Consider the following 20,022-nt stretch of genomic DNA (forward strand, 5'->3'; position numbering starts at 1 on the left):
GCGATGGACCCCGCACCGACACCCACCGACGCCGACCGGCCCGGCGTCGTCGTCATCGCCGTGGACGAGGCCGACCCCGATCTCGCGGCGATGCTCGACTGCACCGTCGCCGAGCTGACGCGCCGCTATCCCGACTACCACCCGGAGCCGTTCGTCGAGGGTGGCGAGTATTTCGTCGCGCGACTCGAGGGCCGACCCGTGGGATGTGTCGCGCTGGTCCGCCACGAGGACCTCCCCGACGCTGCCGAGGTCAAGCGGCTCTACGTCGACTCCAGCGCGCGGCGGGCGGGTGTCGCCCGCGCTCTGATGGACGCCCTCGAGGACCGCGCCCGCCGGCTCGGCCTCTCGCGGGTGGTGCTCGAGACCGGCAACCGCCAACCCGAGGCGGTCGCGCTGTACGAGCGGATGGGCTACGCGGTGACCGAGCCGTATCACCCGCAGGGCTGGAACAACGTCAGCATCTTCATGGCCCGGGACCTGGCGTCGCCGACGTCCCGCCCGGCACGCTGAACGTCCCTGACTATCGTCGGTCCGATGGAGATGCGGACGGGGACAGCGCGGGTCGGCACGGCGGAGATCGACGGGGTCGAGCACGAGATCGACATCTACTACGAGGACCTCGGTGACGTCTCGGACCCGGCCGTCCTGCTCATCATGGGCCTGTCTGCGCAGCTGACCGTGTGGCCGACCGGGTTCTGCGACGCGCTGGTGGACGCGGGGTTCCGGGTCATCCGCTTCGACAACCGCGACATCGGACTGTCGACGCACCTCGACGGCGTCCGCGTCCGCGGGTCCGTGCTCCCGCGCCTGGTCCGGACCGAGCTGGGGTTCGGCAGCAGGGTCCCGTACACCGTCGTCGACATGGCCGCCGACGCGATCGGACTGCTCGACCACCTCGGCATCCGGCGTGTGCACGTCGTCGGCGCCTCGATGGGCGGGATGATCGCGCAGGTGGTCGCGGGCAACTATCCCGAGCGCACGCTGTCGGCGGCCATCATCTTCTCCTCGACGCTGCAGATGTTCCTGCCGCCGCCCGCACCCGAGAAGCTGCTCGCCCTGCTGTCCGGCCCCGGCAGGGGTGCGACGCGCGAGGACTACATCGCCGCGTCGGCGAAGGCGTTGCAGACCATCGGCAGCCCCGGCTACCCGATGTCCGACGAGGAGGCGTGGGAGAAGGCCGCGGAGTTCCACGACCGGTCGCACGACCCCGCGGGGATCCTGCGTCAGACCGCGGCCGTCATGGGCAGCGGGAGCCTGCGCCGCTACGCGCGCGCCATCACCGCGCCGACGGTCGTCATCCACGGCAAGGCCGACGGACTGATGCGCCCGACCGGGGGCAGGGCCATCGCCCACGCCGTCCCCGACTCCCGTCTGCTCCTGCTCGACGGCATGGGTCACGACCTGCCCGAGCCGCTGTGGCCGCAGATCGTGGGCGCCATCACCGACAACATCGCCCGCGCGGCGACTGTCTAAGCTGGCCCATCATGGCTGACGAACCCCGGGCTGCCGGCGACCACGCGACCCCGTTCTACGTGACGACGGCCATCGCGTACCCGAACGGTGTCCCCCACATCGGCCACGCCTACGAGTACATCTCGGCCGACGCCATCGCCCGGTTCAAGCGCCTCGACGGCTTCGACGTGCGGTTCCTCACCGGCACCGACGAACACGGCCAGAAGATGCAGCAGACCGCCGCCGCCGAGGGCATCCCGACCCGGGATCTCGCCGACCGCAACGCCGCCGCGTTCCGCACGCTGCAGGAGTCGCTGGGCAGCAGCTTCGACCGGTTCATCCGCACCACCGACGCCGACCATCACGCGGCGTCCCAGGAGATCTGGCGTCGCATGGCCGACGCCGGCGACATCTACCTCGACACCTTCAGCGGCTGGTACTCGGTGCGCGACGAGGCGTACTACGCCGAGGACGAGCTCACCACCCTCGACGACGGCAGCCGCGTCGCGACCGCGACGGGCACGCCGGTCGAGTGGACCGACGAGGCCAGCTACTTCTTCCGCCTCTCGAACTACCAGGACAAGCTGCTGGCGCTCTACGAGTCCCAGCCCGACTTCATCGGCCCCGCCACCCGGCGCAACGAGGTCGCGAGCTTCGTCGCCGGTGGCCTGCGCGACCTGTCGATCTCGCGCACCACCTTCGACTGGGGCGTGCCCGTTCCCGGCGACCCCGACCACGTCATGTACGTGTGGGTCGACGCACTCACCAACTACCTCACCGGCGTCGGCTTCCCGGACACCGATCCCGCACTGCTGGAACGCTTCTGGCCCGCAGACCTGCACATCATCGGCAAGGACATCGTCCGCTTCCACTGCGTGTACTGGCCGGCGTTCCTCATGAGCGCCGGCATCGCGCTGCCGAAACGCGTGTTCGCCCACGGCTTCCTGTTCAACAAGGGCGAGAAGATGAGCAAGTCGGTCGGCAACGTCGTCGACCCCTACTCACTCGTCGAGCAGTACGGACTCGACCCGCTGCGCTATTTCCTGCTGCGCGAGGTGTCCTACGGCCAGGACGGGTCGTACTCGCACGAGGCGATCATGGCCCGCATCAACGCCGACCTCGCCAACGAGCTGGGCAACCTCGCCCAGCGGTCGCTGTCGATGATCGCCAAGAACTTCGACGGGTCGGTGCCGCAGCCCGGCGATCTCACCGAGGACGACTCCGCCCTGCTCGCGCGGGCCGACGGTCTGCTCGAACGGGTGCGGGCCGAGTTCGACGTCCAGACACTGCATCTCGGCCTCGAGGCGCTGTGGGAGGTGTTGGGCGAGACCAACCGGTACATCTCCGCGCAGGAGCCCTGGAAGGTCGCCAAGGTCGACCTCGACCGGGCCGGGACCGTGCTCTACGTGTGCGCCGAGGTGGTGCGGATCGTCGCGACGCTGACCCAGCCCGTCATGCCGGAGTCGAGCAATCGCCTGTTGGACCTGCTGGCCGTCGACGCCGACGCCCGCACGTTCGCCCACCTGCCGGATCGGCTGGCTCCCGGGGTGACGCTGCCCAAGCCCGCACCGGTCTTCCCGCGCTACGACGACACCCGCGACTGATCGTCGCGACGATGACGGTGGCCGAGAGCCTCGGTCCGGGCTCATCCGTCGACCAGGTGCTGGGCGCACTCGCCGACCGTGCCCGCGCGCACGGTGTCCCCGGTCCGGCTGCTCTCGTCGGCGACTGGCTCGACGCGCAGGCGGTGATCGCCCCGTCCATCGACGTGCGGTCCGGACACGGCATGTCGGAGGTCCCGTCCGGGTTCTGGTTCGGCGCGCTCTCCTACCCCGACCGCACCGACGAGGCCCGGCTGCCCGCCGTCCTCGGCGGCACCACCGACGCGGTCCTGGTCTCGCGGGACGGCGTATGGGAGTTCGTCGCGACGAGCGGCAGTCGGTGCCCGGACGACCTACGCGCGATCGTGTCCGGGACGGTCGCGACCGGGCAGCCACGGTGGGCGTCGCGGTGGTGCGCGCCGGATCGACGCCGACACGAGGACGCGATCACGTCGTGCCTCGACGCGATCGCCGCCGGCGAGATCTACCAGGCGTGTGTCTGCAGTCGGTTCACCGGACACCTCGACGGTGATCCGCTCGACTTCTTCCGCTCCGGCGTCGCGGCGATGTCACCGCGGAAGGCCGCGTTCCTGTCCGGGGCGTGGGGTGCGGTCGCGTCGTTCTCCCCCGAGACCTACCTGCGGCGTCGCGGCGAGACCGTCACCTCGAGTCCCATCAAGGGGACGCTGCCGCTCACCGGTGACCCTGCGGCGCTGCGCGCATCGGTGAAGGACGTGGCCGAGAACGTGATGATCGTGGACCTCGTCCGCAACGACCTCGGTCGGGTCGCCGTCCCGGGGAGCGTGACCGTGCCCGAGTTGCTGTCGGTGCATCCGGCGCCCGGTGTGTGGCACCTCGTCTCGACGGTCGCCGCACAGGTACCCACCTCCGTCGACTCCGACACCCTGCTGCAGGCGACGTTCCCACCGGGATCGGTCACCGGGACACCGAAACTCGCCGCACGCTCGTTCCTGGCCGGCTGGGAGTCCGACGCCCGGGGGGTCTACTGCGGCGCCATCGGGGTCCGGACAGCTGAGGGCGACCTCGACCTGAACGTCGCGATCCGCACCGTCGAGGTCGCCCCGGACGGTGCGACGGGACTCGGTGTGGGCGGCGGGATCACCATCGACTCCGATCCCGCTCTCGAGTGGCAGGAGTGCCTGGACAAGGCCGCGTCGATCGTGGCGTTGCGCGACCGATGACGACAGGTCAGCGAGCGGCCAGGACCGCCTCGTAGAGATCGCGGCGACCGACCCCGGTCCGGGTCGCGACCTGCGCGCAGGCGTCCTTGAGCCGCACGCCGTCGGCGACGAGGTCCTCCACCGCGCCGACGAGATCCGCCGGATCCGACGGGGCCGCGACAGCGCCCTCGATGACGACGGTGATCTCCCCACGGACCCCCTGTGCGGCCCATTCGGCGAGGTCGGACACGGTCCCCCGGCGGACCTCCTCGTAGGTCTTGGTCAGCTCACGGCACACCGCAGCGCGGCGGTCCGGTCCCAGCACCGCGACGGCGTCGGCCAGGCAGTCGGCGAGGCGGTGCGGGGACTCGAAGAACACCGCCGTCCGGGGTTGGACCAGCAACTCACCCAGCCATGACCGTCGCGCCGACGGTTTGCGGGGCGCGAACCCCTCGAAGCAGAAGCGTTCGACGGGCAGCGCCGACAGCGCAAGCGCGGTGGTCACCGCCGACGGCCCCGGCAGGCAGGTGACCGGCAACCCCGCCTCGGCGCAGGCCACCACCACGCGGTAGCCGGGATCGCTCACCGACGGCATGCCCGCATCGGTCACCAGCAGCACCCGGGACCCGGCGGCGACGTCGTCGACGAGTCCGGGTGTCCGGCGCTCCTCGACCTGGTCGTAGTAGCTGACGACGCGGCCGGTGATGGTGACGTCGAGCGCGGCGGCCAGGCTGCGGGTCCGGCGGGTGTCCTCGGCGGCGACGACGTCGGCCGTGGCCAGCGCCTCCCGCAGACGCGGTGAGGCGTCGTCGGGTCGGCCCATCGGGGTCGCGGCGAGAATGAGACATCCCGGTCGCGCGGCCGGGTCGTCGCCCGTCGTCGTCATGTCGCCTCCGTCGCCGTCACCGCCCGACAGCCTACGATCGTGCGGGTGAGCATCGTCGAGCCCGTCGAGAAGGCCCGCCCGCGCGGGTCCGACGACCCGTCCGATCTGCTCGAGCTCTCCGGTCAGGCCGAGGACCTCGGCGCCCGTCCCGGCCCGTCGGTGCCGGATCCGGTCTTCGGTGCCACCGACACCCGGCGCGGATGGATCGTCGCGGCGGTCCTGACCGTCATCACGGCCATCACCCGCTTCTGGGGCCTGGGCCACCCGACCGACAACGGCACCCCGGTCTTCGACGAGAAGCACTACGTCCCGCAGGCATGGCAGGTGCTCACCGGCGGCAACTGGATCGAGGACAACCCCGCCTACGGGCTCGTCGTGCACCCGCCCGTCGGCAAATGGGTGATCGCCCTCGGCGAGGCCATGTTCGGCTACACACCCGTCGGGTGGCGGTTCGCGTCCGCGGTGCTCGGCACGATCATGGTGCTCATCGTGTTCCGCCTCGCCCGGCGGTTGTCGCGGTCGACCCTGATCGGCGCCATCGCCGCGGTGTTCCTCATCTGCGACGGCGTGACCTTCGTGTCCTCGCGCGTCGGCATGCTCGACATCGTCCAGATCTTCTTCCTGCTCGCCGCGATGGCCACACTCGTCGCCGACCGCGACCAGATGCGCGCCCGCCTGCACCGTGTGTGGACGGAGGGACGGATCGCCGACTCACCGTTCGGACCGCGCCTCGGTTTCCGCTGGTGGCGATTCGCGACGGCGGTACTCCTCGGTCTGGGCTGCGCGACGAAGTGGTCGGGCATCTACTTCGTCGTCTTCTATCTGGTCTTCTCCCTCGGCTTCGACGTCGCCAACCGGCGCGCGTACCACGTGCAGCGCCCGTGGATGGGCACGCTGCGTCGCGACGTCGTCCCCGCGGGGTTCAGCCTCGGCGTGACCCCGATCCTGGTGTACCTGGCCAGTTTCGCGCCGTGGTTCGCCGGCGAGACGTCGGTGTACCGGTACGCGGTCGGCAACCAGGTCGGCTACGACGGCCCGTCCTCCTGGGTCCCCGGGGCGTGGCGGTCGCTGTGGTTCTACGAGGCCGGGATCCTGAAGTTCCACGAGGGTCTGACCAACTCGGCGGGCAACCACCATCCGTGGGAGTCGAAGCCGTGGACGTGGCCCATGAGCCTGCGCCCGATGCTGTACGCCGTGCAGAACGGTCCCGACCAGTGCGGCGGCGGTCAGTGCATCCGCGTGCAGATGCTCATCGGGACCCCCGCCATGTGGTGGCTGGCCTTCCCGATGCTGCTGTGGGCGCTCTGGCGGTGGATCGCGCGACGCGACTGGCGCTACGGCGTCGTGCTCGTCGGCTACGGCGCAGCCTGGCTGCCCTGGTTCATGGAACTCGACCGCCAGATGTACTTCTTCTACGCCACCGCGATGGCCCCGTTCCTGGTGATCGGGTTGGCGTTGTGCGTCGGCGACCTCCTCGGCGTCGACGGACGATGGCGTCGCTTCGGCCGCGAACGACGGATGCTCGGCGTGGCGCTCGCGTCGGTCTACATCGGTCTGGTGATCACGAACTTCATCTGGATGTGGCCCATCCTGACCGGCGCACCGCTCTCGCTCCGGGAGTGGAACCTGCAGATGTGGCTGCCCAGCTGGCGCTGAGCCCTCGTCGGTCGTCCGTTGGGCGGCTGGAGACGTCGGTTGGGCGGTTAGAGGCGTCGAGTGGGCGGTTAGAGGCGTCGAGTGGGCGGTTCGACCCACTTGACTCGTCAACCGCCCAGTCGACGCGTTCTAACGCCCACTCGACGTCGTCAACCGCCCACTCGACGCGTGGGTGGGGTCGCGGTCGCGGCCGGGGGCGGGGGTCGATCAGTTCGGGATACGCCCGCGGAGCCTGTCGGTGGTGCCGACGTCGGAGGCGACGTAGATCTGGTCGAGGCTCGTCTGCACGTCGAAGAACGCGAGCGGCAGGTTCTTGAGCCGGTCGTCCTGGGTGCGGAACTCGACGCGGTTGCCCGCGTAGCGCATCGTCATCGTGACGATCTGGTTCTTGTCGGTGCCGACCGGGTTGAAGATCATCGGGCCGGTGAACGGCGTGCCCTTCCGGACCGGGAACCCATCGCGGGTCGGATCACCGCTCAGCGAGATCGCGGCCACCGACTGACCGGTCCCGCCTGTCACGTTGCGTGGCCCGTAGAGCAACACCGAGTACGTCGGGCCGTACCCGCGACCGAACCCGGCCGCCCCTCGGGTCACGAGGGTGACGTCGAGGCGACCGGTTCCACGGTCGTAGTCGACGGTGACCGACCGCAGGTCGACGCTGCCAGGAGCTGCCTTGATCGGCGACGGCACCGTCACCGATCCGGCCGACGCCGGCGTCACGCCGACCGCTGCGCCCGCTGCCACCAGGAGACCGGAGAGGGCTGTGACGGACCACCGAGCAGTGCGATGCATTGCGACTCCTGTGACGTACGCCGCCGGGATGCGGCTCTGTGACGAGTATCGCATCTCGGATCAGCGATCCTCAGCCGAGTCGGCCACCCGGACGAGTCGACACACAGCCGACTGGTCGCGTCGCCCGATCGGTCGAGTCGCTCAGATCTTGTCGGCAGGTGGCGGCGGGTCGAGCAGTGACGCGTCGACGGGGACGCTGCCCGAGGGCAGGACGTCGGTCGTCGGGTCGGTCGCCGCGAGGGTGTTGGCGTGGACGCGGACCTTGTCGTCGATGCCCTCGGCGCGCTGTCGGGCCGCGATGATCAGCGGGTCGCGACGCAGGTCCATGAACAGCGACACGCACATCGCGATCATCACGATCACGAAGGGCAGCGCGGCGATGATCGCCATCGTCTTGATCCCCTCCAGCGCGTCGTCCCCGCTGACCCACAGCAGCAGCGCCGCGACGGCACCGGTGAGCACACCCCAGAAGATGACCACGCTCTTCGACGGCTCCGGTCGGCCCCGCTGCGACAGCGTGGCCATGACGAGCGACGCGGAATCCGCACCCGAGACGAAGAAGATGGCGACGAGGACCATGACCAGCACCGAGGCGACACCCGCGAGCGGCAGGTTGTTCAGCATGTCGAACAGCTGCGACTCCTCGTCGGGGCTGTTCGACAGGCCCTTGCCGTCCATCTCCTGGCTGATGGCGGTACCGCCGAACACGGCGAACCACACCAGCGAGACGGTGGTCGGGACGATCATCACGCCGATCACGAACTGGCGGATGGTGCGGCCGCGGCTGATCTTGGCCAGGAACATGCCCACGAACGGGGTCCAGGAGACCCACCAGGCCCAGTAGAAGATCGTCCACCCCGACAGCCACTCCTGGCCGGCGGCGTCGGTGGTCGCGCTGCTGCGGGCGGCGTCGGAGGTGATGTCGTTGAGGTAGCTGCCGATCGAGGTCGGCATGACGTTCATGATGAAGACGGTCGGGCCGACGACGAACACGAACAGCGCGAGCACGATCGCCAGCACCATGTTGATGTTCGACAGCCACTGGATGCCCTTGGCGACGCCGGACACCGCCGACGCGACGAATGCCGCTGTCAGCACGGCGATCACGGCGACGAGCAGGAATTTACCGCTCTCGCCGACCCAGTTCAGCTCCTCGAACCCCGAACCGATCTGCGCCGCACCGAGACCCAGCGAGGCGACGGTCCCGAACAGGGTCGCGAAGATCGCGAGGATGTCGATGACCTTGCCGCCCCAGCCGTTGGCGCGGTGTCCGAGCAGCGGGGCGAAGACCGCGCTCATGAGCTGGCCGCGACCACAGCGATAGGTGCTGTAGGCGATGGCCAACCCGACGACGGCGTACATCGCCCACGGGTGCAGTCCCCAGTGGAACATCGTGGTGGCCATGGCCACACCGACGTCGCGGGCGTCGGTCCCGGGCGGTGCGTTGACGTAATGGGTGAGCGGCTCGTACGCGCCGTAGAACATGAGGCCGATGCCCATGCCGGCGCTGAACATCATGGCGATCCAGCTGACGGTGCGGTACTCCGGCTTCTCGCCGTCGCGACCGAGCGGGATCTTCCCGTACTTGCTCACGGCCAGGAAGATCGCGAACAGCACGAATGCGGTCGCGGCGAGGATGAAGAGCCACCCGAGGTTGTCGGTGATCGCCGACAGGATGGATGCGGTCCCGTCCTTGAGGCCCGTCTTGTCGACGATGCCCCAGACGAGGAACGCGACGACCAGCGCTGCGGTGACGCCGAAGACGACGACGTCGACGCCGATGCTGCGTCGTCCGCCCGGCGTCGACGTGGGGGTCCTGCTGCCACCGTGTTCTCCGGTGGAAGGGGTGGGTGTCGTGACTGCCATGGCAGCCACTCTCTCAGTGAATCGTCACAACCGCCAAAGATCACACAACGGACATTCACTCGTAATCCGGCAAACATGCAGCGCACACCCTTGTCAGGGTGGGGCGGTCAGGGCGTCCCGCGAAGCGCCGCGGTGAGCATCGCGGCGATCTCGTCGTCCCCGACACCGAGCGCCCGCAATGCCGACACGTGCTCGGTGGTCGCCTGTTGGGCACGCTCCCGGGCCGACGACGACTGCGCGGCGACGAACGAACCCTTCCGGCCGCGGGTCTCGATGACACCCGCCTCCTCGAGTTCCCGGTAGGCGCGGGCGGCGGTGTTCGCCGCGATCCCGAGGTCCTCCGCCAGCGCGCGCACCGTGGGGAGACGGGTGCCGACGATGAGCTCCCCGCGCGCCACGAGGTCGACGACACCGCGTCGCACCTGCTCGAACGGCGGATCCGACGCGTCGGGGTCGATGGTCAGCGGCAGCGTCACGACTCAGCCCTCCGCACCCGGCAGGGGGTCGCGCGCGACGGGACACGACATGCATCGGGGTCCACCACGGCCGGAACCGAGTTCACTGCCGGCGATGGTGAGCACCTCGATGCCCGACTGCGCGAGTCGTCGGTTGGTCTCGACGTTGCGGTCGTAGGCGACCACCACGCCGGGGGCGATGGCCAGGGTGTTGTTGCCGTCGTCCCACTGTTCACGTTCGGCGGTCACCGCGTCGAGACCGGTGTCGATGACGCGCAACTTCCCGATGCCCATCGCGTCGGCCGCGGCCTCGACGAACGGACGTGGTCCGGTGACGGCGGTGGACGCGTCACGGCGGATGGTGAACGCCGACAACGTGTCCTGGACGGCGGGGTACATCACGACCGCGTCGGTGTCGACCATGGTGCAGACGGTGTCGAGGTGCATCGACGCACGCCGCTGCTCGATGGGGACGGCCAAGACCGTGTGGGCGAGACCGTCGTCGAACAGACTGTGCGCCAACGCCTCCGCCCCGGCCGGGGTGGTCCGCTCCCCCACCCCGACGGCCACCACGCCGGGCGCCATCAGCAAAACGTCACCGCCCTCGACCGGCGCCGAGTGCGATTCGTAGGCCCGTCGCGTCCCCCGGAACCGCGGGTGGTGCGCGTAGACGATGTCGGTGAGCGACGTCTCCCGGGCTCGCGCGGGCAGCGCGAGACTCGTGATCGCGAACCGCGGTCCGATCCAGAACGAGCTGTCGCGGGTGAACAGCAGGTTGGGCAGCGGATCGACGGCGAACTCCACGCCGTGGTGCATCCGACGCACCAGCGACGTGCGTGCGGCCGCGGGACTCTCGGGCAACTCGTCGAAGGTCATCCCCGCGGTCAGCACCGACACGAGGTCCGCCGCGGCGAGCGACCGCAGGTGCGCGGACAACTCGGCGGCGAGGTGCGGGCCCAACCGTCGGGCGCTGACGGCGGCGGCGATGCCCTGCATCCGGGCCGCCCCGCTGGCGGCCATGGTCTCGACGAGCAGGTCACCGAGCAGCAGCACCTCGACGCCGTGGCCGGCGAGCAGGTCGGCGAACGCGTCGTGCTCCTCCTGCGCGCGGTCCACCCACGGCAGGCCGTCGAACAGCAGCTGGTCGCTGTTGCGGGGGGTCAGTCGGCGTAGCTCGTCGCCCGGGCGATACAGCATGACCGCGCGCAGGCGACCGACCTCGGAGTCGACCCCGGGCGCGACCGGCGTCTGGAGCCCCACGGCACTGTCCATGGCCCCACGGTAGTGGCCGAGCGGAGGCGTGTCCGTCCTACGCGCCGTCGCCGTCGACGGCCGCCGCCGCGATGCCCGACCGCGCGGGCGCCGTCTCGCGGGCGAACACCCAGAACACCAGCGCCACGAGGGGAACCACTCCGGTCAGCAGGAACGCGGGTCCGAATCCTGCGCTCTGGGCGATGAATCCGGCGACCACCGGGCCGCTGACCGCACCGATGTCGGAGGTCATCTGGAACGCCGCGAGGGCCGTCCCGCCCTGACCACGCACCGACAGCATGTCGGCGAGAGACGCCTGATGCGTCGGCGCGAACAGCCCAGAGCCGATCCCGGCAGCGAAGCTCAGTGCCCCCGCCACCCACACCGACGCGCTGAACCCGAGGACGAGTGTGGATGCGGCCATGATCGCCAACCCGGGGAGCATCAGCGGCCGTCGACCGAACCGGTCCGACAGCCGCCCCGCGAGGATGATGGCGACGACGTTGCCGCCGGCGTAGACGGCGAGCAGCACACCGGCCAGCGCCGGTGACTCACCGAGCCCGTCGGTGTCCACGACGAACAGCGGCACCAGGGCGACCCGCACACCCATGGACGCGAAGCCCTGTGTGAAGTTCGACGCGAGCACGGCGCGATAGGCACTGTCGCGCAACGCCTCGACGAAACCCAGCGGCGCCACGTCCGAGACGGCCGCGCCCGCGACCGGCCGACCGCCGACGTCGCGCAGCAGGGTCGCGACGACCGCGGACGCCACGATCAGGGCGATCGCGTAGACCACGAACGGCATCCGCAGCCCGAAACCGACCAGCGCTCCGCCGATGAGCGGGCCGGTGATGCTGCCCATCAGGAAGCCCGCGCTGAAGAACCCCGACGCGCGACCCCGGATCTCGGGCGGCGCCAGGCGGATCAGCAGCGCGAGCGCCGAGACGGTGAACATGGTGGACCCGACGCCACCGAGGGCACGGAACACCAGGAGCTGCCAGTAGTTCTGCGCGAACGCGCACGCCAGGGTCGACGCCGACACGATGACGAGGCCGCTGAGATAGATCCGGCGCTCCCCCATCCGCGACACCAGCCGGCCGCCGACAGGCGCGAAGACCAGGCGCATGGCCGCGAACGCGGACACGATGACCGACGCCGCGCCGACACCCACGTCGAAGCTGCGGGCGAAGGCCGGCAGCGCCGGTGCGATGAGTCCGTACCCGAGTGCGATGACCACGTTGGCCGACAGCAGCACCCAGATCTCACGGGGGATCGCCCGCATCAGGTCTCCGCCCGCGTGCGGCGGAGCACGTGGTGCCGGGGGTCGTCGACCGGGTTGTCCGGCGGGATGTCCCCGGTCGCGACGACGGTGAAACCCGCCTTCTCGAGCGCCCGCCACGACGCGCGGTTGGCGGCGACGACGGGGACCAGGATCTCCGTCGCGTCCGGGTGTCGCGCGAAGGTCTCGTCGACGGCGGCGGCAATGATACGGGGGCCCAGGCCGTGACCGCGATCGGACTCGGCGCCGATCAGGTAGTCCAGGCACCATGCGGTCGGCGGGACGTCACCGACGACAGGTTCGAGGACGGCGACGTCGTCGGGGACGTCGACGATCCGCGAGGACTGCACCAGTCCGACCGGCCGCACCCCGCCGTCGTCGGTCACCTCCACCACGAGGTCCTCACCGGGTTCGGTCCCGTCGACCTGCGGTCCGAAATCGCGCTCGAGGGCAGCCTCGTCGGCGTCCTGGAACCACCACCGGTGGACCCGGGGTTCGGCCAACCACGCCGCCAGCATCGGGAAGTCGTCGCGCGTCAGCGGCCGGAAGGTGATCGCGTCGAGCGGCGCGCGGTCCCGCTGCGATGCACTCACCCCCTGATGGTCGGTCATGGGATCAGCGTGAGCAAAACCGGCTGCACGGACCGGCGCCCCGGGAGTGCCTACGATGACGCGATGCCGACCACGCGTACCCGCTCCGTCTCCGTCCTCGTCTGCGTCGCCGGGCTCGGTGCGGCCGTGCTCGCGGCCTGCGCACCGACCTCCGACACCTCCGCCCCGGCATCGTCCTCGTCGGCCTCCCTCGCCGACTGCACGCCGTCGACGCTGAAGGTGCGGACCGCGGGCAAGCTCACCGTCGCCACCGACGACCCCGCCTACGACCCGTGGTTCAGCGACAACGACCCGACGAACGGCCGCGGGTACGAGTCGGCCGTCGCCTACGCGGTGGCCGGCAAGCTCGGGTTCGCCCGGGACGCGGTCACCTGGACGAAGGCCGGGTTCAACCAGGTCATCCAGCCTGGCCCCAAGGCGTTCGACTTCGACATCAACCAGTTCTCCATCTCCGCGCAGCGCGAGAAGGCGGTGGACTTCTCCAGCCCGTACTACTCGGCGGCGCAGGCGATCATCACCCGCAAGGACTCGCCGTTCGCCGGCGCGACGTCACTCGCCGCACTCAAGGGCGCACGACTCGGAGCGCAGATCGCGACCACCTCGCTGACGGCGATCGATCAGATCGCGCCCACCACCAAGCCTCTCGTCTACGACGACACGTCGAAGGCCGGGCAGGCGTTGCAGAACCGTCAGGTCGACGCGATCGTCGCCGACCTGCCGACCGCGTACTACCTGACGTCGGCGGAACTGACCGACGCGACGATCGTCGGACAGTTCCAGCCGACACGGGGCGACCAGGAGAAGTTCGGCCTGTTGCTGGCCAAGGGCAGCCCGCTCACGTCGTGCGTGAGCGCAGCCGTCGACGCGTTGCGGACCGACGGGACCCTGACCGCGCTGCAGAAGCAGTGGCTGAGCCAGGCGACCGACGTCCCCGAACTGACGTGAGCGCGCCGTACGTCCCCAGTGCACGCCAGGTCGACCGCGAGCGGTTCCGTCGCCGACGGACCCGGCGGCGCGCGACCATCGCCGCGGTCTCCACGATCGTGGTGCTCGGGGTCCTCGTCGCCGTCGTCGTGACCTCGCCCGGCTGGGACAGGGTGCAGGCCACCTTTTTCAGCCCGTCCGATGCGGCCGCCGCGTTCCCCGACGTCGCCAGGTCCTTCTGGCTGAACATCCGGCTGTTCCTCGTCGTCGAGGTGCTCGTGCTGATCCTCGGACTCGTCGTCGCTGTGATCCGGGTGATCCCGAGCCCGGCGCTCGCGCCGCTGAAGCTCGTCGCCGTGGTCTACGCCGACGTCTTCCGCGGCACCCCCACGCTGCTGATCGTGTTGCTGGTCGGGTTCGGTGTCCCCGCACTGCAACTCGCCGGCGCCCCCACGAGCCTGTTCTGGCTGGGGACCATCGCGTTGACCCTGAGCTACGGCGCGTACGTCGCCGAGGTCATCCGCGCCGGCATCCAGTCCGTGCACGCGACGCAGTGGGCCGCGGGCCGGGCGATCGGACTGTCCTACGGGAAGACGCTGCGGTACGTGGTGCTCCCCCAGGCGATCCGGCGGGTGGGACCGCCCCTGCTCAACGACTTCGTCTCGCTGCAGAAGGACACCGCGCTGCTGTCGACGATCGGCCTCGTGGAGTCGTTGCGCGCTGCGCAGGTGATCTCGGGCCGCGACTTCGTCTTCACGCCGTACGTGGTCGCGGCCTGCTTCTTCATCGTCGCGACCATCCCGCTCGCCCGCCTTACCGACCACCTCACGGTGCGGTCGCTCCGACGGGAGAACGCCCTGTGACCGGCACGTCGCTGCGACTCGAGGACGTCCGGAAGTCGTTCCGACGTCGCGGTTCCGACGATGTGCGGCCTGTTCTCGCCGGGCTGAACCTGACCGTGGGCGCCGGGGAGGTGGTCTGTCTCATCGGCGCGTCCGGGTCGGGGAAGTCGACCGCGCTGCGTTGCATCGACCTGCTCGAGCAGATCGACGACGGGGCGATCTGGCTGGGCGAGGACGACATCACCGATCCCCGGGTCGACGCCGACGCCGTCCGTCGCCGCATCGGGGTGGTGTTCCAGGCGTACAACCTGTTCCCGCACCTGTCGGTCCTGGACAACATCATGCTGGGTCCCGTTCGCGCGCATGGCCGTTCCCGCGCGGACGCCAGGGAGACCGCGCTGGCGCTCCTCGAGCGGGTGGGGTTGTCGGAGAAGGCGCGGGATCACCCCGATCAGCTCTCGGGCGGTCAGCAGCAGCGCGTCGCTCTCGCGCGGGCGATCGCGACGGGCCCCGAACTGCTCCTGCTCGACGAGGTCACCGCCGCTCTCGACCCGCTGCTGGTCGGCGAGGTGCTCGACGTCGTGCGCGGACTGCGCGACGACGGGATGACGATCCTGATGGCCACCCACGAGATGGCCTTCGCCCGTGAGGTGGCCGACCGCGTGGCGTTCGTCGCCGACGGGCGGGTGGAGGAGGACGGCCCTCCCGAGCAGATCTTCGGCGCGCCGACCAGTCCCCGGACCGCCGACTTCCTCGCCCGCTTCCGCCGGGCGTGAGGCTCCCGCCTGCGCCACGCCACCGACCCTGCGGGGCCTCGGACACCGTCAGGACGACGAACGGCCGACCGCGCGGGGGCGCTCGAAAGCGGTGACCATGGGCGACGCATGCGAGTCGAGTGCACGTTCGGTGAGTGCGCGGCCGAGCTCGATGGCCTCGGTGGCGCGGTGGAAGTCCAGGCTGCGGATGGCGGCTCGCGGCACCTGGATCAGGACGTCGGGGGGCAACGCCGCGAGCTGATGCCGCGCGAGCGCCTCCTGCATGATGTCCAGCGACCGGTTCATCACGGCGAACCGGCTGAGCTTGCGGGCGGCGTCGCCGGCACCCGAGCCGGACCGCTGCTCGTGCGCGATGGCCTCGATGACCTCGTCGGAGTCGGCGAGGCCGTCGCCCGCGACGCGGTCGACGATGGACTTGACGAAGTCGTTGTCGAGCGCGTGCGACCCGATACGGCGCAGGCGCGACATCGCGTCGAGGGGCAACCCCGGCCCCGTCTCCCCGGACCGCTGCACCGTCTCCTCGGCGTCGGCGTCGGACGGCGCGCCACTCTCGAGGCGGCTCTCGTCGAGACCCACACCCTCCGACCCGAGGTCGACACCGATCACGACGTCGGCCGGGGCGGCGGCGAGAGGGGCGATGGGCAGCGGGTCGAGGATGCCGCCGTCGACGAGGACACGGCCGTTCATCACGTGCGGCGTGATCACCCCGGGGATGGCGATCGAGGCGCGGATCGCCACGTCGACGGGGCCGCGCTGGAACCACTGCGGGCGACCCGAGGTGAGGTCGGTGGCGACCGCGGTGAACGGGATGGCGAGGTCCTCGATCGCCACGTCACCGAGGATCTCGCGCACCTTGTCGAGGATCTTGTCGGCGTGGATGACGCCGGGCGCGGTCAGCGACACGTCGAGCAGTCGCATCACGTCGAGCTGGCTGAGCCCGGTCACCCAGTCGACGTATTCGTCGAGGGTCCCGGCGGCGTAGAGCCCGGCGACCAGGGCGCCCATCGACGAGCCGCTGACGGCGACGATGTCGTAACCGCGCTCGTCGAGGACCTGCAGCACACCGATGTGCGCGTATCCCCGAGCGCCGCCACTGCCGAGTGCGACGGCTGCTGTCGGAGTGCTCACGCGTTCCAGATTACGGACAGCGGGTCGAAACGCCTTATCGTCGTCGCGTGGACTGGACCGGCTACGCGATGTTCCTGGGGTTCGCCGTGGTGCTCACGCTGATCCCCGGCCCCGACACCGCCGTGTCCATCGCGAACACCCTCGCCGGTGGGCGCACCCGGGGGCTCAGCGCGGTCGTCGGGATCGGCGTCGCCAACCTGGTGCAGAGCGTCGCGGCCGCGGCGGGCCTGTCGGTGCTGGTGGTGCGTATCGAGCCGCTGTTCCTCGCGATCAAGTGGATCGGCGCCGCCTACCTGCTGTTCCTGGCCGTCCAGACCTTCCGGGCGATGCGCCGGCACACCGACGAGGTCGAGGCGCCGCCGGCACCGGACGGTGGGCCCCGCGTGGCGACAGGGCTGCGGCAGGGTTTCCTGTCGAACATCTGCAACCCGAAGGTCATCACGTTCTACCTCGCGGTGCTCCCCCAGTTCCTCGGCACGGACCCCGCGACCGGGACCGTCGTCCTCTACGCCGTCACGGTCCCCGTCATCGGTGCCGCCTACCTCCTGGCCGTGGTCATCGGCGTCGATCGTGCGCGGGCGGTGTTCTCCCGCAGCCGCGTCCGCGCCGTGATGGACGCCGTCACGGGCACTGCACTGCTGGCGTTCAGCGTCCGACTGGCCACCGAGTAGCGGCGACGGTCCGCACGGGGTCGGTGGCCTAGACGGGGTCGGAGTCAGCGGGCACCGCGAGTCGCAGGGCACCCGGTCCGCTCTGCGCGGCGACGTCGTCGGGGTTGAGCAGCTTGCACGACGTCATCGACAGGCAGCCACAGCCGACGCACGACCCCATCAGATCGCGCATGTGGGTGAGCAACTCGATCCGGGCGTCGAGGTCGGCGATCCACTTGCGCGACGCCCGCTCCCACATCTTCGGTGTCGGCGACTCGGCGTCGCCGAGGACCTCGAGCACCTCGGCGATCTTCGACAGCGGGATCCCCGCGGCCGCCGACGCCCGGATGAACGCGACCCGCCGCAGCATCGCCCGGTGATAGCGACGTTGGTTGCCCGACGTGCGACGGGAGAAGATGAGGCCCTTGTCCTCGTAGAACCGCAGCGCCGAGGTGCTGACACCGGAACGCTGGGCCAGCTCACCGATCGTCAGTTCCACCGCCCGGGACGCCATGTCCTGGCACAGTACGCCCGGACCACGATGACCGAGCGGTCGTCACCGATGAGTTCCGACCGTCCGCACGGTCTGCACCACCGACAGCACATCCCGCGTGAAGGAGACCCCCATGGCCGCCGCCATCACCCCGTTCCTCTGGTTCGACGACGCACTCGAGGAGGCACTCGACTTCTACCGCGGCGTCTTCCCCGACATGGAGGTCGAGCACATCGGACGCGCGGGCGACTCCGTCCTGACCGCGACGTTCGTCCTCAACGGACAACGCTTCCAGGCGATGAACGCCGGGCCGCACTTCCAGTTCACCGAGGCCATCTCGTTCATGATCGACTGCGCCGACCAGGAGGAGACCGACCACTACTGGTACGGCCTCCTCGCCGACGGCGGCCAGGAATCACAGTGCGGGTGGCTCAAGGACCGCTTCGGCCTGAGCTGGCAGGTGACGCCGCGGCGGCTGCTGGAACTCAACTCCGACCCCGATCCGGCACGGGCCCAGGCGTCGATGGCGGCCATGATGACCATGCAGCGCATCGTCATCGCCGACCTCGAGGCGGCTGTCGCGGCGGTGTGACCCCGTCGACGACGGGCGGCGTCGACAGCGGCCGAATCGGACACCGTTAGCCTCCGGAGATGACCACCGTCGACGCGCCCGTGCCCACGGTCGCCGCCCGACTGGACCGCCTGCCGGTGGTGCGCGCGCATCGCATCGCCACCGCGGTGATCGGGCTCGGCCTGTTCTTCGATCTCTACGAGAACTTCCTCGCAGCCACCATCTCCGGCGTCCTGCGGTCGGAACTGTCACTGGACCGCACCGGGCTGAACCTGCTCCTCGGATCGGCGTTCATCGGACAGTTCCTCGGCGCCGCCGTGATGGGTCGCTACGCCGACCGCGTCGGGAGACGGCGGGCGTTCATGATCAACCTCGCCGTCTACTCGTTCTTCTCGCTGCTGGGCGCCTTCTCCCCCAACGCGGCGTTCCTGGTGGTGACGAGGTTCATCGCGGGTGTGGGCATCGGTGCCGAGTTCGCCCTCGCCGACTCCTACCTCTCCGACCTGCTGCCCAAGAACGCCCGCGGACGGATGATCTCGTGGGCCTACACCGTCGCGTTCTTCGGCGTCCCGGTGGTCGGGCTGCTCGCGCGCTGGCTGGTCCCGCTGCAGCCGTTCGGCGTCGACGGTTGGCGGTGGCTGTTCGTGCTCGGCGGTCTCGGCTCGTTCGCGGTGTGGGTGGTACGCCGTGGACTGCCCGAGTCACCCCGCTGGTTGGAGGCGCAGGGCCGCCACGACGAGGCCGACGCGATCTGTCGGCGCTTCGAGGACCAGGCGATCGCCGCGGGACACCAGCTCGCCGAACCCGACCGCACCCTGGTGGTCACCCCGACCCGCGCTGTCGGTGTGCGGGCGTTGTTCCGGCCGCCGCTGACACGTCGCACCACGATGCTGTGGATCCTGTCGGTGCTGGAGGTGTTCGGCTACTACGGTTTCGGCACCCTCGCCCCGATCGTTCTGCTGGACAAGGGCTTCGACCTGGTGACGTCCCTGGGGTTCCTGGCCGCGACCTACTTCGGCTACCCGCTCGGCTCGATCCTCGCCGTGCCCATCGTGGAACGCATCGAACGGAAGTGGCTGGTGATCGGCTCCGCCGGGGCGATGGCGGCGTTCGGACTCTGGTTCGGGTTCGCCGGGGCCGCGTGGGCGATCGTCGTCTCCGGGGTGCTGTACACGATGGCGAGCAACCTGTTCTCCAACGCGTACCACGTGTATCTCGCCGACTCGTACCCGACGGCGATCCGCGGCACCGCGGCCGGTGCCGCGTACTCGCTGTCGAAACTGACGACCGGCGTGCTGCCGTTCATCCTGCTGCCGTTCCTCGACGCGAACGGTGCGGGCCCGGTGTTCGCGCTCGTCGCCGCGGTGATGCTCGCGCTGATGGTGAACGTCGGGGTGCTCGGACACCGCAGCACAGGGCTCTCGGCCGACGCGGCGGTCATCGACAGTCGCCATCCGCCCACTCGACGCGATTAGCCGCCCACTCGACGCCCTGACCCCGTCGACTGGGCGGTTAAGAACGTCGAGTGGGCGGTTGGAGACGTCGAGTGGGCGGGTGGAGACGTCGAGTGGGCGGGTGCGACTTGCCCCGGGCTCATTGCGGGACGCG

Annotated in this window: 20 protein-coding genes; 11 read left to right on the forward strand and 9 right to left on the reverse strand. The window is 70.2% G+C overall.

The window, feature by feature from the left end; all coding sequences use genetic code 11:
• Positions 1 to 3 precede the first annotated feature (3 nt).
• The 4 genes from LX14_RS00900 to LX14_RS00915 are packed head-to-tail and all read left to right on the forward strand — an operon-like array spanning position 4 to position 4,255.
• The gene (locus tag LX14_RS00900; RefSeq protein WP_253645410.1) at positions 4 to 510 is read left to right on the forward strand and encodes a GNAT family N-acetyltransferase; all 507 of its coding nucleotides are present in this window, start codon (positions 4 to 6) and stop codon (positions 508 to 510) included.
• Between the two features lie 30 nt (positions 511 to 540).
• Entirely contained in the window at positions 541 to 1,473 is a 933-nt protein-coding gene (locus tag LX14_RS00905; RefSeq protein WP_372505349.1) for an alpha/beta fold hydrolase, read from the forward strand.
• Positions 1,474 to 1,484: 11 nt separating this feature from the next.
• Complete coding sequence (gene metG, locus LX14_RS00910; protein WP_253645412.1) at positions 1,485 to 3,056, forward strand: methionine--tRNA ligase; 1,572 nt, start codon at positions 1,485 to 1,487, stop codon at positions 3,054 to 3,056.
• An 11-nt stretch (positions 3,057 to 3,067) separates the two neighbouring features.
• Positions 3,068 to 4,255 carry an aminodeoxychorismate synthase component I gene (locus tag LX14_RS00915; RefSeq protein ID WP_253645413.1) on the forward strand — a complete coding sequence of 396 codons (1,188 nt, stop codon included), beginning with the start codon at positions 3,068 to 3,070 and terminating at the stop codon, positions 4,253 to 4,255.
• A 7-nt stretch (positions 4,256 to 4,262) separates the two neighbouring features.
• Here the strand turns inward: LX14_RS00915 and rsmI are convergent, their stop codons facing one another.
• Positions 4,263 to 5,120, reverse strand: a complete 858-nt coding sequence (gene rsmI, locus LX14_RS00920) for a 16S rRNA (cytidine(1402)-2'-O)-methyltransferase (RefSeq protein WP_253645414.1) — start codon at positions 5,118 to 5,120, stop codon at positions 4,263 to 4,265.
• Between the two features lie 105 nt (positions 5,121 to 5,225).
• On the opposite strand from rsmI, the gene LX14_RS00925 reads away from it, so the two are divergent.
• Positions 5,226 to 6,776 carry a dolichyl-phosphate-mannose--protein mannosyltransferase gene (locus LX14_RS00925; RefSeq protein WP_253647836.1) on the forward strand — a complete coding sequence of 517 codons (1,551 nt, stop codon included), beginning with the start codon at positions 5,226 to 5,228 and terminating at the stop codon, positions 6,774 to 6,776.
• Positions 6,777 to 6,983: 207 nt separating this feature from the next.
• Here the strand turns inward: LX14_RS00925 and LX14_RS00930 are convergent, their stop codons facing one another.
• The 6 genes from LX14_RS00930 to LX14_RS00955 all read right to left on the reverse strand — a co-directional run bounded on the left by LX14_RS00930 (position 6,984) and on the right by LX14_RS00955 (position 13,030).
• On the reverse strand, positions 6,984 to 7,568 hold the full coding sequence (locus LX14_RS00930; RefSeq protein WP_253645415.1) for a hypothetical protein: 585 nt from the start codon (positions 7,566 to 7,568) through the stop codon (positions 6,984 to 6,986).
• Between the two features lie 141 nt (positions 7,569 to 7,709).
• A complete protein-coding gene (locus tag LX14_RS00935; protein ID WP_253645416.1) occupies positions 7,710 to 9,434 on the reverse strand; it encodes a BCCT family transporter in 1,725 nt (574 codons plus the stop codon).
• A 107-nt stretch (positions 9,435 to 9,541) separates the two neighbouring features.
• A complete protein-coding gene (locus LX14_RS00940) occupies positions 9,542 to 9,910 on the reverse strand; it encodes a GntR family transcriptional regulator (RefSeq protein ID WP_253645417.1) in 369 nt (122 codons plus the stop codon).
• A 3-nt stretch (positions 9,911 to 9,913) separates the two neighbouring features.
• On the reverse strand, positions 9,914 to 11,161 hold the full coding sequence (arcA, locus tag LX14_RS00945; protein WP_253645418.1) for an arginine deiminase: 1,248 nt from the start codon (positions 11,159 to 11,161) through the stop codon (positions 9,914 to 9,916).
• 37 nt (positions 11,162 to 11,198) lie between these two features.
• Positions 11,199 to 12,422 (reverse strand): MFS transporter, encoded by a 1,224-nt coding sequence (locus LX14_RS00950; protein WP_253645419.1) that lies wholly within the window; start codon positions 12,420 to 12,422, stop codon positions 11,199 to 11,201.
• A complete protein-coding gene (locus tag LX14_RS00955) occupies positions 12,422 to 13,030 on the reverse strand; it encodes a GNAT family N-acetyltransferase (protein ID WP_253645420.1) in 609 nt (202 codons plus the stop codon). The genes LX14_RS00950 and LX14_RS00955 overlap by 1 nt, the downstream gene beginning before the upstream one ends.
• 63 nt (positions 13,031 to 13,093) lie before the next feature.
• Between LX14_RS00955 and LX14_RS00960 the strand changes: the two genes are divergently transcribed.
• Genes LX14_RS00960 through LX14_RS00970 form a run of 3 tightly spaced genes read left to right on the forward strand, consistent with a single transcriptional unit; the run spans position 13,094 to position 15,572 of the window.
• Entirely contained in the window at positions 13,094 to 13,975 is an 882-nt protein-coding gene (locus LX14_RS00960; protein ID WP_253645421.1) for an ABC transporter substrate-binding protein, read from the forward strand.
• A complete protein-coding gene (locus LX14_RS00965) occupies positions 13,972 to 14,817 on the forward strand; it encodes an amino acid ABC transporter permease (protein WP_253645422.1) in 846 nt (281 codons plus the stop codon). The genes LX14_RS00960 and LX14_RS00965 overlap by 4 nt, the downstream gene beginning before the upstream one ends.
• Positions 14,814 to 15,572 carry an amino acid ABC transporter ATP-binding protein gene (locus LX14_RS00970; protein ID WP_308214056.1) on the forward strand — a complete coding sequence of 253 codons (759 nt, stop codon included), beginning with the start codon at positions 14,814 to 14,816 and terminating at the stop codon, positions 15,570 to 15,572. Before LX14_RS00965 ends, LX14_RS00970 begins: the two co-directional genes overlap by 4 nt.
• Positions 15,573 to 15,620: 48 nt before the next feature.
• On the opposite strand, the gene LX14_RS00975 is transcribed toward LX14_RS00970, so the two are convergent.
• Positions 15,621 to 16,700, reverse strand: coding sequence for a patatin-like phospholipase family protein (locus LX14_RS00975; protein ID WP_253645423.1), 1,080 nt, complete (start codon positions 16,698 to 16,700; stop codon positions 15,621 to 15,623).
• 47 nt (positions 16,701 to 16,747) lie between these two features.
• Between LX14_RS00975 and LX14_RS00980 the strand changes: the two genes are divergently transcribed.
• Positions 16,748 to 17,371 carry a LysE family translocator gene (locus LX14_RS00980; protein ID WP_253645424.1) on the forward strand — a complete coding sequence of 208 codons (624 nt, stop codon included), beginning with the start codon at positions 16,748 to 16,750 and terminating at the stop codon, positions 17,369 to 17,371.
• A gap of 28 nt (positions 17,372 to 17,399) precedes the next feature.
• Here LX14_RS00980 and soxR read toward each other — a convergent pair whose 3' ends face one another.
• Entirely contained in the window at positions 17,400 to 17,864 is a 465-nt protein-coding gene (gene soxR / locus LX14_RS00985; protein ID WP_253645425.1) for a redox-sensitive transcriptional activator SoxR, read from the reverse strand.
• A 112-nt stretch (positions 17,865 to 17,976) separates the two neighbouring features.
• On the opposite strand from soxR, the gene LX14_RS00990 reads away from it, so the two are divergent.
• Together LX14_RS00990 and LX14_RS00995 are read left to right on the forward strand one after the other, a co-directional pair.
• Positions 17,977 to 18,435 carry a VOC family protein gene (locus tag LX14_RS00990; protein WP_253645426.1) on the forward strand — a complete coding sequence of 153 codons (459 nt, stop codon included), beginning with the start codon at positions 17,977 to 17,979 and terminating at the stop codon, positions 18,433 to 18,435.
• Between the two features lie 59 nt (positions 18,436 to 18,494).
• Positions 18,495 to 19,889 (forward strand): MFS transporter, encoded by a 1,395-nt coding sequence (locus LX14_RS00995; RefSeq protein WP_253645427.1) that lies wholly within the window; start codon positions 18,495 to 18,497, stop codon positions 19,887 to 19,889.
• The last annotated feature ends 133 nt before the right edge of the window (positions 19,890 to 20,022 follow it).

Origin of the sequence: Williamsia deligens (assembly GCF_024171765.1) — a bacterium.
Lineage (GTDB): Bacteria > Actinomycetota > Actinomycetes > Mycobacteriales > Mycobacteriaceae > Williamsia_A > Williamsia_A deligens.